Genomic DNA, 14,544 nt, shown 5'->3' with positions numbered 1-14,544 from the left:
CCCACCCCCCGACGTCACACGAACGGTGCGTCCGTCGCGGCGCGAACCAGCGCCTCGTCGACGCCCGGGGCGCATTCCACGAGAACCAGCCCGGACTCCGTCACGTCGATCACCGCCAGGTCGGTGATGATCCGGTTCACCACCGCACGCCCCGTGAGGGGCAGCGTGCAGCGCTGGACGATCTTCGGCGAGCCTTCCTTGTCGGTGTGCTCCATGAGCACGATGACCCGACGTGCGCCGTGCACGAGATCCATCGCGCCGCCCATGCCCTTGACCATCTTCCCGGGCACCATCCAGTTCGCCAGGTCGCCGGTCACGGAGACCTGCATCCCGCCGAGCACCGCGGTGTCGATGTGCCCGCCGCGGATCATGCCGAAGCTGCTCGCGGAGTCGAAGAACGATGCTCCGGGATTGACCGTCACGGTCTCCTTGCCGGCGTTGACCAGGTCCGGATCGACGGCGTCCTCGGTGGGGTAGGGGCCGGTGCCCAGGATGCCGTTCTCGCTGTGCAGGGTGACCTCGACGCCGTCGGGCAGGTGGTTCGGGATCAGGGTCGGCAGGCCGATCCCGAGGTTGACGTACTCGCCGGTCGTCAGTTCCCGCGCGGCACGCGCGGCCATCGACTCGCGGGTCCACCCGACGGTCTCCAGGACTGCGGTCATCGTGCGTCCTCCTTCGCGGCCGAGACGGTCCGCTTCTCGATCTTCTTGTCCTGCTGCCCGGTATGCACGATGCGGTCGACGTAGATGCCCGGCAGGTGGACCTGTTCCGGGTCGAGCTCGCCGGCCTCCACGACGACCTCGACCTGCGCGATGCACACTCGGCCGGCCATCGCGGCCAGCGGGTTGAAGTTCATCGCGGCCTTGTTGAAGACGAGGTTGCCGTCAGTGTCGGCGACCATGGCGTGCACCAGTGAGAAGTCGGCGACGATGGACTCCTCCAGCACGTACTTCTTGCTGCCGAAGGCTCCGCCGAACTCGCGAATCTCTTTGGGAGGAGACGCGATCGCGACGGACCCGTCGGCGGCGTAGCGCCACGGCAGCCCACCGTCGGAGATCGGCGTGCCCACGCCGGACGGCGTGAAGAAGGCCGGAATTCCGGCACCACCCGCGCGAAGCTTCTCCGCGAGGGTGCCCTGCGGAGTCAGCTCCACCTCCAGTTCGCCCGACAGGTACTGCCGCGCGAACTCCTTGTTCTCTCCGACGTAGGACGCCGTGACGCGTCGGATTCTTCTGTCTTCGAGCAGGATCCCGAGTCCGTGCCCGTCGGTTCCGCAGTTGTTCGAGAACACCTCGAGATCCGTCGCGCTACCGGCCGCGAGGGCGGCGATCAATCTGTCCGGGATCCCGCACAATCCGAACCCACCGACCGCCAGCGACGCCCCGGACGGGATGTCGGCGACAGCGTCGTCCGCCGTGGCATAGATCTTGCTCATGAGTACCTTTCCGTCTCCGACTGTCTCGGTGATCGCTGGGTCAGGCGGACGCTGTGCTCTGCGACGCGAGCTTGCGTAGTCCCTCCGGGTAGACACGCTTGCCGACGAGCAGCGCGACGATGGCGGCGACGTAGAAGAACGGCGCGAGCTGGAGGGATTCGAGAAGTCCCAGTCGATCGGCAAGGATTCCGATGACGAAGGGGCCCAACGCCAGACCGAGAACATTGTTGGCGATCGTGAGTGTACCCAGTGCCGACGAGCGAACCGATTCGTGGGTGAGGCCGGCAACCATCGCAGCGGTCGGGCCCGAGCAGCCCGCTGAGAAGAAGGCACCGATTCCGAGCAGGATCAGCTGCGGCGCACCGGTGTCCAGACGGAATCCGATACCGAGCGCGACGAGCGAGATTGCGCAGAACGCGGCCGCGGTCATCCACTTCCGTCCCGGATCGCTACGGCTCACCCGGTCGGTGATCATGCCGCACACCACCATTCCCGTGCCGATCAACAGGACGAACAGTGCGGCGACCCCGGCGGCCTTGTCGAGTGCCATACCGTAGTACCGGTTGAAGAAGCTGGGCGTCCACGACAGCAGGACTGCGGCGGTGAACATCTGGAATCCGCCGGCGAGGTAGGCGCACCACACGGCCGGGTTCGTGAACAGGGTCGACACAGGGACACGGATCACCGGGGCGGACGCGGTGGAGCCGTCGGACGGGGCGACGGGTTCGTCGTGCACGGCGTTATTCGCGAGGCGGGACTCGGTGACCACGGCCCGGAACAGTGCGACGAGGATGAGTCCCAGCACCGCCATCGCGGTGAACGACCAACGCCACCCGACGTTCACGGCGATCACGCCACCGAGCGAGACACCGACCACGGAACCGAAGGACCCACCGGCCATGAAGAGACCGCTCAGGGTCGAGTGGAGCCGCGAAGAGAACACGCTCAGGACCACCGCGATCCCGACGCTGCCGTAGGCGGCCTCACCGACTCCGACGAAGAACCGGGCCGCCAGCATCTGCTCGTAGTTGGACGCGATCGCGCAGCACAGGGTCGCGAGGCTCCACAGCACGGCCATCAGGACCAGGCTTCGGACTCGGCCCCATCGGTCGGCGAGCAGCGACAGTGGGAACGTCAGGAGGCCGACCATGAGGGCGACCACGCTCGAGAGCGAGGCGAGCTGAGAATCGGACAGTGCCCATTCGGCCTTGAGCATCGGGAAGACCGCGCTCAGGACCTGTCGGGACATGTAGTCCGACAGGAGCAGCGCGAAGGCGAGGCCGGCGACGAGCCATGGATAGATTCGGGCACGCGGGCGGCGGACGGTCGGCGAGAGCGCCTGCTCGGCGTCGTCGGGTTCGACGGTTCCGACCAGTTCTTCGGTCGGGGTGGGGGGCAGTCCCATGGTGGCTCCTGGAGACGGATGGGCTGGTGGAGAGCGTGATCGAGGGCGCGGGGATCGATGCCGCGCCGGGGTGGTCTAGGGCCGGGCTTCGAAAGCGGTCAGCTCTTCCTCGAGGATCGGCACCCCGAGGTTGCACGCGTGGATGCCGAGGACGCTCACCATCTGCAGCACCGTGAGGATCTGCTCACGGGTGACGCCGAGCTCGAGCGCGGCGCGGATGTGTCGCCGGACGCCGGGTGCGTACATGTGGGTGGCCGCCGCGTCGATCGCGATGCTGAGAAGTTCGACGAACTCCGGTGGGAAGACTCCGCGCCGAATCGGGGTCGCGTTCATCGCCATGAACTGTTCGGTCCATTCGGGGTCCCAGTCGAAGAGTGTGTTCCACAACGGGTTCCAGTTGCCGTCCTGCTGCATGCCGTCGACGGTCGGGGTGTGTGCAGGTTCGGGGTTCACGGTCATGGGGGTACTCGTTTCACGGCAGTCGAGAGGGATGTGATGCGGGATGCAACCCGCTGAAATGGTGGCGCACATCACGCTATAGGGGCTCGGCCGTTCGTAGTTGCCCCTCGGGGACCCGATTCTATTCATTTCGGGACAGGCGGGGGATATGCCGGGGTTCGGTCAGCCGTCGGCAGGCGTGTTCGCGGACGTGATGGACTGCTTGCGCCATTCCCGTGGGCTGACGCCGAACTGCTGATGGAACCAGCGCGAGAAGCTGCTCGGGGTCGAGAACGAGAGCATCTCCGAGATCTCGGTGAACGAGTACCGCTGGCCGCTGACCATGCGATTCGCGAGTTCGGTTCGCGTGGCGTCGAGTACGGACGAGAACGTCTGTCCCGACTTGGCGAGGTGGCGGTGGACCGTCCGGCGGTCGATGCCGAGGCTTCGGGCCACCTGATCGATCGAACACCGACCGGTGGGCAGGAGGAGTTCGACGAGTTCGCGAACCCGGCCCTCGATCGTCGGTTCCTCGGGTGTCGTGAGCGTGTCGAGGAACTGTTGCGCGTACGAGCGGAGGTGGGGATCGGACATCTGGTTGGGTTGGTTGAGATCGGCTGTGTACGTGATGATTCCGCTGAAATCGTTGTCGAAGGTGAGCGGTGCTCCGAACATTCTTCGGTGCGTCGAGTCGTCGACCGGTCGAGCGTGGTCGAAGCAGACCGCCACCGGGTGCCAGCGGTCTCCGAGCATGTTCCGGAGTAGTTGGTGGGTAACGGCCACGGCCAGTTCGACCGCCTGTCGGACGATCATCGGTTCCCCGGGTTCGATCCGGATTCTGATCGCTGTCAGTCCGTCCTTCTCCGACATGCGGATGTGCAGGGACTCGTTGTACATGTGCTGGTAGCGGATCAGCATCCGGAGAGCACTGCGTGCGTCCGGCTCCTCCCGGATGCTGACGCTGAGCGGGCCGAGTGTGGAGAACCTGCGGCGCTCGGCGAGTTTGAGTGCGAAGTCCTGGCGTCCGGTCGCCGCCGACGACAACTCCAGCAGGCGGGCGACGGATGATGCCGGTATCCACCGGTCCTGGAGATCGAGGCTGGCCGAGTCGAGCCCGACGGCCCGGAGGAGCTGGACCGGATCGGTGCCCAACGTGCGGCTGAGCTCGATGTATCCGGTCAGTGCGGCGTATCGCGCGAGGGGTCTGGCCACGCTTGTCACCTCGTCTCGAATGTCCCGGCTGTCCCGCAAGGGTAAGTGTGTGGGGGCTCACGCGTCACGGCTGGTGTGGTCTGGATCCCGAGCTGTCCCGAAATGGAAAGAAATATGTCCCGCAGAGGCATGTATGTCGCGCAACGGCTCGATAGTGTCGTGTCAGCTGAATCACACCGGAACCGAGTTCCGGTTCCAGCGTCGAGTCGCACCGGGTGGCAGGGATCGTTCCCGGGCTGGCGGGGTGCATGTTCGGAAAAGGTTGCGGTCCAGAAGATTCGGCAACAGTGCGTGTGGGTTCGTCCGTCGGGCGGATTCGCGAACAAGGAGATGGCAATGGCAAAGGCGATTCGCTTCTACGAAACCGGTGGGCCGGAGGTCCTGAAGTGGGAGTCGGTGGAGGTCGGCGATCCCGGCCCCGGCGAGGTACGCATCCGGCACGAGGCCGTCGGCCTGAACTTCGCGGACACCTACTTCCGCACCGGCATGTACCCGGCTCCGCTGCCTGCGGGCATGGGGGTCGAGGCCGCCGGCGTCATCGAGGCGGTGGGCGCCGGCGTGGAGGGATTCGAGGAAGGTGACCGGGTCACCTACACCGGCAGCCCGCTCGGGGCGTACAGCACCGAGCGCGTCATGCCCGCCGAACACCTGATCGCACTGCCCGACGGCATCGGGTTCGAGACGGCCGCGGCGATGACGATGCGCGGGCTCACGACGTCGTACCTGCTGCTCCGGATCCATCCGTTGAAGTCCGGCGACACGGTCCTGTTGCACGCCGCTGCCGGAGGCGTCGGACTGATCTTCTGCCAGTGGGCGAAGCTGCTGGGCGTCAACGTCATCGGAACGGTGTCCACCGACGAGAAGGCGGACGTCGCCAGGGCGCACGGTTGCGGCGAGGTCATCGTCTACAAGCGTGAGAACGTCGCGGCGCGGGTCCGTGAGCTCACCGACGGAACGGGCGTGCCGGTCGTGTACGACAGCATCGGTGAATCGACCTACCGGTCGTCCATCGACTCGCTGGCGCGCCGGGGCCTGCTCGTGGCGTTCGGGACGGCGTCCGGCCCGATCCCGCCGATCAACGCCATGGAGCTCGCGGTCAAGGGCTCGCTGTTCGTGACCCGTCCGGCGCTCGCCGACTACATCGCCGATCCGGCCGAGCGGGCCGAGCTCGCCGGTGAGCTGTTCGGTCATGTCGCGGCCGGCCGGATCAAGATCGAGATCAACCAGCACTACGCGCTGGAAGAGGCGGAGGCGGCCCATCGGGACCTCGAGTCCGGCAAGAGCATCGGTTCGTCGGTGTTCTCGTTCTGACCTGAAACATTCATCAAGCCAACGTCGTTCGGGATGCCGGGAGCACGTGACGGCGCTACGGCTCACTACTTCACAGCTTGTACAGGAGAGCGTCATGACCACTGTCGAATTCGCGCCCCGTCGGACGACCGTCACGACCGTCACGCCGATGGATGCCCGGCCCCTCACCTGCAGCATCGGTGCCGAACTGCACGGCGTCGACCTCGCCGACGTCTCCCGCGACGAGCACCTCTTCGCCGAACTGAAGGCGCTGCTGCTGAAGCACAAGGTGCTCTTCCTCCGTGACCAGGACATGAGCCGGGGTGAGCACGTCGCACTGGCGGAGCGGTTCGGTCAGCTCGAGGATCACCCGGTGGTCGGTAGCGACCCCGAGTACCCCGGCCTGGTCCGGATCTACAAGGATCTCGACAGTCCGCGCGAGGCATTCGAGAACGCCTATCACTGTGACGCGACGTGGCGCGTGAACCCCCCGATGGGATGCGTGCTCCGGTGCGTCGAGGGCCCTGCCGTGGGCGGTGACACGATCTGGGTCGACATGGCACTGGCCTACGAGCGACTGCCCGAGCGCGTCAAGGAGCAGATCGACGGGCTGCGTGCCCGGCACAGCATCGAGGCATCCTTCGGAGCACGACTGCCGATGGAGAAGCGCCTCGAACTCAAGGAGCGCTTCCCGGATGCCGAGCACCCGGTGGTCCGTACACATCCCGAGACAGGCGAGAAGATCTTGTTCGTCAACAGTTTCACGACGCATCTCACGAACTACCACACCGAGGGCAACGTGCGATGCGGAATCGACTACGCCCCGGGCGCCGGTGAGGTGCTGCGCTACCTGCAGAGCCAGGCCACGATTCCCGAGTACCAGGTGCGCTGGAAGTGGACGAAGAACAGTGTCGCCATCTGGGACAACCGATCCACCCAGCACTATGCGGTCCAGGACTACTGGCCTGCCGTTCGAAAGATGGAGCGCGCCGGGATCATCGGCGATCGCCCCTTCTGAGTTCCCAATAGCACCAAGTTTTCTCACCTCTATCCAGAAACGGAGTTTCCCGATGCATTTCCACGACGATGCACTCTTCCCGGAGAACCAGGACAAGCTGGTCATCACCGTCGCGCCGTACGGCCCGGAGTGGGCGGTGGAGGACTTTCCCGAGGACCTGCCGCTGACGATGGACGAGCACGTCCAGCAGGCCGTCGACTGCTACGAGGCCGGCGCGACGGTGCTGCACATCCACGTCCGTGAGGAGGACGGCAAGGGCTCCAAGCGGCTGTCGAAGTTCAACGAGCTCCTCGGGCGCCTCCGTGAGGCCGTGCCGGACATGATCCTGCAGGTCGGTGGTTCGATCTCGTTCGCGCCGGAAGGTGATGGCGCGGACGCGAAGTGGCTCTCGGACGATGTCCGGCACATGCTCGCCGAGCTGGATCCGAAGCCGGACCAGGTCACGATCGCGATCAACACCAGCCAGATGAACATCATGGAGCTGATGACGCCGGGCGACATCGAGGGCACCTCCCTGGAGAACGCCGAGCTCGCCGCGACCTACCGCGAGATGACCGTCCCCGCCGGCCCGGAGTGGGTCGAGGAGCACCTGCGTCGCCTGCAGGCCGCCGGTATCCAGCCGCACTTCCAGCTCTCGTCCATCCCGCAGCTCGAAACCGTGGAGCGGCTGATTCGTCGGGGCGTCTACACCGGCCCGCTGAACCTGACCTGGGTCGCGATCGGTGGTGGCTTCGACGGCCCCAACCCGTACAACATGATGCAGTTCGTCGACCGGGTCCCGGACGGCGCCTGCCTCACGCTCGAGACGCTGATGCGCAGCGTGCTGCCGGTCAACACGATGGCGATCGCGATGGGTCTGCACGCGCGCTGCGGCAACGAGGACAACTTGTGGGCGCCGAGCGGCGAGGTCAAGATCACCTCCGCCGAGCAGGTCCGCCAGCTGGTGCGCGTCGCCAAGGAACTCGGTCGCGAGGTGGCCACTGGCAAGGAAGCCCGCGACATCTACAAGATCGGCACGTCCTACAAGGATGTCGACGAGACCCTCGCGAAGCTCGGGTACGTGCCGAACAGGCTTCCCGGCCAGGTCGGCTTCACCGGACACGCCTGAGCGGCCAGGACCGCGTCAGCACCGTCTCGGCGGAGCGGGGACACCCACAACCCTGGTGGCCCCGCTCCGCTCGCCTGTCCACCCCTGTGAAGGAAATGTCATGAGCAGCAACGTATCCCCGACCATCGTGATCGTCCCCGGACTGCGTGACCACGTCGAGGACCACTGGCAGACCTTGCTGGCCGCCGGCCTCGACAAGGTCCGCACCGTCCCGCCGCTCGAGCACGACAAGCTCAGCCTCGATGCCCGGGTGGCCGCGCTCGACGCCGTCCTGGCCGACATCGACGGCCCCGTCGTGCTCGTTGCACACAGCGCCGGGGCGATGATCACCGTGCACTGGGCCGCCCGGCACGACCGCCCCATCGCGGGCGCGATCCTGGCCACCCCACCGGACTTCTCCACCCCGCTGCCCGCCGGCTACCCGACACGCCCCGAATTCGACGCGAACGGTTGGAACCCGGCCCCGCGCAGCCCGTTGCCGTTCCCGAGCATCGTCGCCGCCAGCACCGACGACCCCCTCGCCGACTTCGCTGCGGTCGTCGACCTCGCACACGCGTGGGGCAGCCGACTGGTCGACCTCGGCGCGGTCGGCCACCTCAATCCCGCCGCGGGATACGGCGAATGGCCCCGCGCCACCGAACTTCTCGACGAACTGTTCACCACGATCGGCGCCGTGGCCGCGCCGGGTCGCTGACGTCCACGACCGCTGCCCGAGAGAGACGATCCGATGCTCAATCTGTCCATGTTCCTGGAGGACTCGGCCCGCAAGTACCCGGGTCGCGACGCCCTGGTGCTGGGAGACGACCGGTTCACCTATGCCGCGACCGACGGTCTCGCGAACCAGGTCGCCAATCTTCTCGTCGCGTCCGGCATCATGCCCGGAGACCGCGTCGCGATCTCCTGCCCCAACCTGCCGTGGTTCCCGATCGTCTACTACGGGATCCTCAAGGCAGGGGCGGTGGTCGTCCCGCTCAACGTCCTGCTGAAGGGCGGGGAGATCGCCTACCACCTGCAGGACTGCGGGGCGGTCGCCTACTTCTGTTTCGAAGGCGGACCGGATCTCCCGATCGGCGAGTACGGACGGAACGGCTTCGCCGAGGCGCCCTCGTGCCGAACGATGTTCGTGATCGGGGGCGACGGCGGTGGTGCCGACGAGGGCGATGCGGGCATCACCGCGCTCTCGACGGTGCTTCCCGATCAGCCGTCCACATTCGAGTCGGCCGCCAGGGAGGCCACCGACACGGCGGTCATCCTCTACACGAGCGGGACGACCGGCCGGCCGAAGGGCGCCGAGTTGACGCAGTCGAACATGGTCATGAACGCGATCGCCTCGAACCGGCTGTTCGACAGCAGCCCGAGCCTGCACGACACCCACCTGCTGACGCTTCCTCTGTTCCATTCGTTCGGGCAGACGATCAACATGAACGCCGGCTTCTCGGTGGGCGCGACCCTCGTGCTGCTGCCGCGTTTCGAGGCGGGCGCTGCGCTGGACATCATGGAGCGCGAGTCGATCACGATGTTCGCGGGCGTGCCGACGATGTACTGGGGCCTGCTCGGCGCCGTCGACGACACGGTCGACGTGCGTCGGATCGCCGCCAACCTCCGCAAGGCGATCTCGGGAGGTGCCGCGCTCCCGGTGGAGATCCTCGAGCGCTTCGCGAAGCGATTCGGGGTCCAGATCCTCGAGGGCTACGGACTGTCCGAGACCTCGCCGGTCGCCCTGTTCAGCGACCCCGAACAGGCGCCGCGAGCCGGATCGATCGGCATCCCGCTCTGGGGTGTGGACGTGCGCCTCGTCGACCGTGACTGGAACATCGTCGAGGACCCCGACACCGTCGGCGAACTCGCGATCCGAGGGCACAACGTGATGAAGGGCTACTTCGGGCGCCCCGAAGCCACCGCGGAGGTCATGCGCGACGGGTGGTTCCGCACGGGAGATCTGGCCCGCCGCGACGCCGACGGCTTCTACTACATCGTCGACCGGGCCAAGGACATGATCGTGCGCGGCGGGTTCAACGTCTATCCGCGCGAGATCGAGGAAGTCCTCATGACACACGAGGCCGTCTCGTTGGCCGCGGTGATCGGGGTGCCGCACGAGAGTCACGGAGAGGAGGTGCGCGCCTACGTCATCCCGCACGCGGGCTCGGGGATCTCGGCCGACGAGTTGATCGCGTGGTCGAAGGAGCGGATGGCGAGCTACAAGTATCCGCGCGAGATGAGGATCGTGGATCGGCTCCCGATGACCGGTACCGGGAAGATCCTCAAACGCGAACTGGTGTGAGCTGCCGCGGCCGTCCGAATGCCTCTACCCGAGAGTGGATTTCACAGTTCTGACTCCTGCACGGGGAGTCCGAGCCTAGGCTCTCGGGCACTTGGACGGTTGCACAGGAAGGCTCACTGTGCGCGCGCTGCTGCTCATACTCGGTGAGCAGCAGTTGAGCCACCGAACGACCTTCTGAGCGATCGCTTAGTGGTGCGGGTGGGTGTGCGGTGTCACGCGCCCGCCTGCACCATACGTTCGGCGAGGGCCGCGAAAGACGCACCGACCGACTCTGGAGTGTGCAGTTCGCGGGACGGGTACCACCGCGCAGTGTCGATGCACAGCGACAGGATCGCGAGCGCGGTGACGTCGATGTTGTCCACCGCGAACTCCCCGTCCCGCGTCCCGTCCGAGATGATCGAACGGACCGTGGCGACGATGTCCCGGCGCAGTTGCACCACCCGGGCGTGGATCTCGTCGTCGAGTGCGGCGAGTTCGTACTGAACCACCCGGGCGGCCTTGTGATTCTCCGCGTGCCAGTGCGCGAATGCATAGACCGCGGCACGCAGGCGTTTCGTCGGAGATCCAGCGATCTCGGCGCCGCTGCGCAGGACTGCGAACGCCGCGGTGTGCCCCTCCAGGCTCAGCCTGGCCAGGACGTCCTGCTTGGACCGGAAGTGGATGTACATCGCGGCTGGGCTCATGTTCGCGCCGGCTGCGATCTCACGCGTGCTGGTCCCGTGGTAGCCCTTTGCCGCGAACGCGTCGCGAGCGGAGTCCAGGAGTCGCTGCTCGGCCTCCCCGGTGGGGCGGTCCGCGCGGGGTGCTGCTGCTTGCGATGACATCTGTCTCCGACCTCCGGCGCATCAGCCGACCCGGTGTCGGCGTTTCCACATTGACTTTCCTACACTCTCATCGCAAACTAAGCGAACGCTTAGCCGATGTAGGTTGAGTCGGGAAGGGTACGAAGTGAAGAGAGCAGTTTTCACCGACGATCACGAGCAGTTCCGCGCGTCGGTCCACGATTTCCTGGCGCGGGACGTGGTCCCGAACGCCGAGTCCTACAGCGAGAACAAGCTGATCGCGCGCGAGGTGTGGCGTGAGGCCGGCAAGCAGGGCATCCTCGGTCTCGAGATTCCCGAGGTCTACGGGGGCAGCGAGGCCGGTGACTACCGCTTCAACGCCGTCGCGACCGAGGAACTGGCCGCGGTCAACATGGCCCTGGCGTCGAGCTTCGGGATCCACTTCGACATCGTGACGCCGTACGTGGTCGACCTCGCGTCGGAGGAGCAGAAGCAGCAGTGGCTGCCGCGGATGGCTTCCGGTGAGGCCGTGGCGGCGATCGGCATGACCGAGCCGTCGGCGGGCTCCGACCTGGCCAACCTGAAGTCGTCGGCCGTCCGCGACGGCTCGGACTGGGTTCTCAACGGATCCAAGACCTTCATCACGAACGGCTACACGGCCGACGTGGTCGTCGTCGCGGCGCGGACCGACCCGGAAAAGCGGTCCAAGGGCATCAGCCTCTTCCTCGTCGATGCGTCGCTCCCCGGATTCGAGCGGGGACGCAAGCTCGACAAGGTGGGCCAGCCCGAGGCCGACACCGCGGAGCTGTTCTTCGACGACGTCCGCCTGCCCGCCGATGCCCTGCTCGGCGATGCCGGCGGCGGATTCGTGGCGATGATGGAACGCCTCCCGCAGGAACGTATCGGCGCCGCGGTGACCAATGTCGCGCATGCCAAGCAGATCCTGCTGGAGACCATCGAATACGCCAAGGAGCGCAAGGCGTTCGGGAACTCGATCGGTACGTTCCAGCACAACAAGTTCCTGCTGGCCGAGCTGGTCACCAAGATCGAGGTGGCGCAGGCGTACATCGACGCCGCCGTCGCCGAGCATGCCGACGCCGGCCTCAGCGCCGTCGACGCGGCCAAGGCCAAGTGGTGGTCGGCGCAGGTGCAGAACGAGGTCCTCGACCACTGCGTACAGCTGCACGGTGGCTACGGCTACATGCGTGAGTATCGCGTCGCGCGGGCCTGGATGGATGCCCGCGTCACGAAGATCTGGGCCGGATCCAACGAGATCATGAAGGAGATCATCGGGCGCGATCTCGCGCTGTGAACTGACGGTTGGATCGGCTGAGGGGCTCGGTGGACTCGATCGTCCACCGAGCCCCTCATCGGCCGAGCGCCACGAGTGGTCGTCGGGACTGCCGGGGACTCTGCTCGACTCTGCGCTCAGTGTCGAGTGCGCGCGAGCCGCACCAGTTCCTCTGCGGCGGCGTGCATGGGGCCTTGCGTGCTCCACACGGCGTGGAGGGTGCGCGTGAGATCGAGCCCCTCGATCTCGATCACCCGGAGGTCGCCCGACGCCACATGGTCGGCGACCGCCAGTGTGCTCAGCACGGCGGGGCCGACTCCAGCGAGGACGCTACTGCGGATCGCGCCCGAGCTTCCGAGCTCCAGCATCGGAGGCGAACTGTGATGGTGTTCGAGGGCCACGTCGAGTGTCGTTCGAGTGCCCGATCCTGGCTCTCGAACGATGAGTGGCGTCAGTGCGAGTTCGGCGGCCGTGACCGGTCTCCTGCGTCGGGCCCACGGGTGTCCCGGGTGCACGACGACGACCAATCGGTCTCGTGCGACCGGCGTGCTCTCGAGGTGCCGCGGAATCGACGGAGACTCGACGAACCCGAGCTCGCACGAACCGTCGGAGATCTGCTCGAACACACGATGTGAGTTCTGCACCTGCAGGTGAATCGTCAGATCGGGATGCGATTCCCGAAAGTTCCCCAGCCATACGGGAATCAGATGTTCGGCGATGGTCATGCTCGCGCTGACCATGAGTCCTCGCGAGCGTTCCGCCTTGAGGCTGTCGACGACCTCGAGCAGCTTGCGGGTATCGGCCATGATCTTGCGCGCCCAGTGGGCCACGACCACTCCGCTGGAGGTCAGTACCGATCCGGTGGCTCTCCGCTGGATCAGTGCCACTCCGAAACGTCGCTCCAGTCGGCGGATGCCGCGGCTTGCATTCGGTTGCGCGACTCCGACGAGCTTGCTTGCAGCGCTGAGGCTTCCGCAATCATCGACGCCCACCAGTAACTCCAATGCGGTGTAGTCGAGCGGGCGAAGTGACATGCGACGAGTGTAGACGCGTTCCGGGATATATCAGATTCGCATGGGGTGTTGCCCGATCCGGCACTACCGGAGGCGCACGCGATGGCGGATCTTTGTACTATGAGTTCCCAACCAGGGCAATCGCGATCAGTGGAAGTGGCGGAACCGCCCCAGCCCCGGGGGCTGCCGACGGGCAAGGTGTCCGCTCTCGTCCCGGGGATCGGGTTGTCTGCCGTGGCGGCGTTGATTGCGCTGGGTGTGAAGTACCTCGTCCCTGCCGTGAGCCCGCTGCTGATCGCGATCATCATGGGTGCGGGGCTGGCGAATCTTGTGGTCCTGCCGTCGTCGTTCGGGCCCGGACTCACCTTCGCGTCCAAGAAGCTCCTCCGTATCGGGATCGCCCTGCTGGGATTGCAACTCGTCATCGGCGACATCCTCGGTCTCGGTTGGGGTGTCATCGTGATGGTTGTCGCAATCGTGGTCCTGGGAATTGTCGGCACCATGTTCGTGGGTAACCTGCTCGGCATCTCGTGGGCGCAGCGGGTGCTCATCGCCTGCGGGTTCTCGATCTGCGGCGCCGCGGCCGTTGCCGCGGCGGATGGAGTCGTGGACGCGGAGGAAGAGGAAGTCCTCACCGCCGTCGCGCTCGTGGTGATCTTCGGTACGGCCATGATTCCGACGATCCCGTTGGTGACGAGCGCATTCGGATTCGGTGATTTCGATGCGGGACTTCTGGCCGGCGGATCCATCCACGAGGTCGCGCAGGTGGTTGCGGCCGGCGGCATCATCGGCGGCGCTGCGTTGACGGTCGCGACGATCGTCAAGCTCGCGCGAGTCGTGATGTTGGCACCCGTCATCGTCGTTTTGAGTGTGATGCAGCGTCGGCGGTCGACCGGTGAATCCGTAGCGACCGAACGGCCTCCCATCCTGCCCCTGTTCGTCGTGGCCTTCCTCGTGTTCGTGGCGATCCGATCGACGGGAGTCGTTCCGGCGGGCGTTCTCTCTGTCGCGTCATCCGTTCAGACCGGGTTGCTGACTGCCGCGATGTTCGCGCTCGGCGCCGGCGTGCGGGTGGCCACGATCAAGAAGGTGGGAGGCCGGCCCTTCATTCTGGCGGCGGTGTCGACCCTCTGGGTGTTCCTGATCGCCCTGACCGGTGTGCTGATGCTCTGATTCGTACCGGCGAAGCGAACCCGAGGCCCGCTGCACTGGATGTGCGGCGGGCCTCGGTGTCGCCGGCGCAGGCGCCCGTGGCCACATAAGCGATTGCT

The 14,544-nt window shown here is 66.3% G+C and carries 14 protein-coding genes; 7 read left to right on the top strand and 7 right to left on the bottom strand.

Annotated elements, in window-relative coordinates; all coding sequences use genetic code 11:
• Window positions 1–14: 14 nt before the first annotated feature.
• The 5 genes from AC1RIF_RS02455 to AC1RIF_RS02435 form a co-directional block, all read right to left on the bottom strand.
• Entirely contained in the window at window positions 15–662 is a 648-nt protein-coding gene (locus AC1RIF_RS02455; RefSeq protein WP_492599780.1) for a CoA transferase subunit B, read from the bottom strand.
• Window positions 659–1,435 carry a CoA transferase subunit A gene (locus tag AC1RIF_RS02450; protein ID WP_492599779.1) on the bottom strand — a complete coding sequence of 259 codons (777 nt, stop codon included), beginning with the start codon at window positions 1,433–1,435 and terminating at the stop codon, window positions 659–661. The genes AC1RIF_RS02455 and AC1RIF_RS02450 overlap by 4 nt, the downstream gene beginning before the upstream one ends.
• 40 nt (window positions 1,436–1,475) lie before the next feature.
• The gene (locus tag AC1RIF_RS02445; protein ID WP_492599778.1) at window positions 1,476–2,840 is read right to left on the bottom strand and encodes an MFS transporter; all 1,365 of its coding nucleotides are present in this window, start codon (window positions 2,838–2,840) and stop codon (window positions 1,476–1,478) included.
• 75 nt (window positions 2,841–2,915) lie between these two features.
• The gene (locus tag AC1RIF_RS02440; RefSeq protein ID WP_492599777.1) at window positions 2,916–3,299 is read right to left on the bottom strand and encodes a carboxymuconolactone decarboxylase family protein; all 384 of its coding nucleotides are present in this window, start codon (window positions 3,297–3,299) and stop codon (window positions 2,916–2,918) included.
• A 162-nt stretch (window positions 3,300–3,461) separates the two neighbouring features.
• A complete protein-coding gene (locus tag AC1RIF_RS02435) occupies window positions 3,462–4,490 on the bottom strand; it encodes an AraC family transcriptional regulator (RefSeq protein WP_492599776.1) in 1,029 nt (342 codons plus the stop codon).
• A 336-nt stretch (window positions 4,491–4,826) separates the two neighbouring features.
• Here AC1RIF_RS02435 and AC1RIF_RS02430 point away from each other — a divergent pair, with 336 nt between their 5' ends.
• The 5 genes from AC1RIF_RS02430 (at window position 4,827) to AC1RIF_RS02410 (ending at window position 10,187) form a co-directional block, all read left to right on the top strand.
• Window positions 4,827–5,801, top strand: coding sequence for a quinone oxidoreductase family protein (locus tag AC1RIF_RS02430; protein ID WP_492599775.1), 975 nt, complete (start codon window positions 4,827–4,829; stop codon window positions 5,799–5,801).
• A 148-nt stretch (window positions 5,802–5,949) separates the two neighbouring features.
• Entirely contained in the window at window positions 5,950–6,798 is an 849-nt protein-coding gene (locus AC1RIF_RS02425; RefSeq protein WP_492600118.1) for a TauD/TfdA dioxygenase family protein, read from the top strand.
• Between the two features lie 52 nt (window positions 6,799–6,850).
• Window positions 6,851–7,906, top strand: a complete 1,056-nt coding sequence (locus AC1RIF_RS02420) for a beta-keto acid cleavage family enzyme (protein ID WP_492599774.1) — start codon at window positions 6,851–6,853, stop codon at window positions 7,904–7,906.
• Between the two features lie 100 nt (window positions 7,907–8,006).
• Complete coding sequence (locus AC1RIF_RS02415) at window positions 8,007–8,600, top strand: RBBP9/YdeN family alpha/beta hydrolase (protein WP_492599773.1); 594 nt, start codon at window positions 8,007–8,009, stop codon at window positions 8,598–8,600.
• Between the two features lie 33 nt (window positions 8,601–8,633).
• On the top strand, window positions 8,634–10,187 hold the full coding sequence (locus AC1RIF_RS02410; RefSeq protein WP_492599772.1) for a long-chain-fatty-acid--CoA ligase: 1,554 nt from the start codon (window positions 8,634–8,636) through the stop codon (window positions 10,185–10,187).
• A 212-nt stretch (window positions 10,188–10,399) separates the two neighbouring features.
• Here the strand turns inward: AC1RIF_RS02410 and AC1RIF_RS02405 are convergent, their stop codons facing one another.
• Window positions 10,400–11,011, bottom strand: coding sequence for a TetR/AcrR family transcriptional regulator (locus AC1RIF_RS02405; RefSeq protein ID WP_492599771.1), 612 nt, complete (start codon window positions 11,009–11,011; stop codon window positions 10,400–10,402).
• Between the two features lie 124 nt (window positions 11,012–11,135).
• Here AC1RIF_RS02405 and AC1RIF_RS02400 point away from each other — a divergent pair, with 124 nt between their 5' ends.
• Window positions 11,136–12,281 (top strand): acyl-CoA dehydrogenase family protein, encoded by a 1,146-nt coding sequence (locus AC1RIF_RS02400; RefSeq protein ID WP_492599770.1) that lies wholly within the window; start codon window positions 11,136–11,138, stop codon window positions 12,279–12,281.
• Window positions 12,282–12,397: 116 nt separating this feature from the next.
• On the opposite strand, the gene AC1RIF_RS02395 is transcribed toward AC1RIF_RS02400, so the two are convergent.
• Complete coding sequence (locus AC1RIF_RS02395) at window positions 12,398–13,294, bottom strand: LysR family transcriptional regulator (RefSeq protein WP_492599769.1); 897 nt, start codon at window positions 13,292–13,294, stop codon at window positions 12,398–12,400.
• A 99-nt stretch (window positions 13,295–13,393) separates the two neighbouring features.
• On the opposite strand from AC1RIF_RS02395, the gene AC1RIF_RS02390 reads away from it, so the two are divergent.
• Complete coding sequence (locus AC1RIF_RS02390; RefSeq protein WP_492599768.1) at window positions 13,394–14,446, top strand: YeiH family protein; 1,053 nt, start codon at window positions 13,394–13,396, stop codon at window positions 14,444–14,446.
• Window positions 14,447–14,544: the final 98 nt, after the last annotated feature.

Source organism: Prescottella sp. GW823-FHT02E09 (assembly GCF_058797375.1).
The sequence above is the reverse complement of the archived record's forward strand: the minus strand, read 5'-3'. Positions and strand labels throughout refer to the sequence as shown.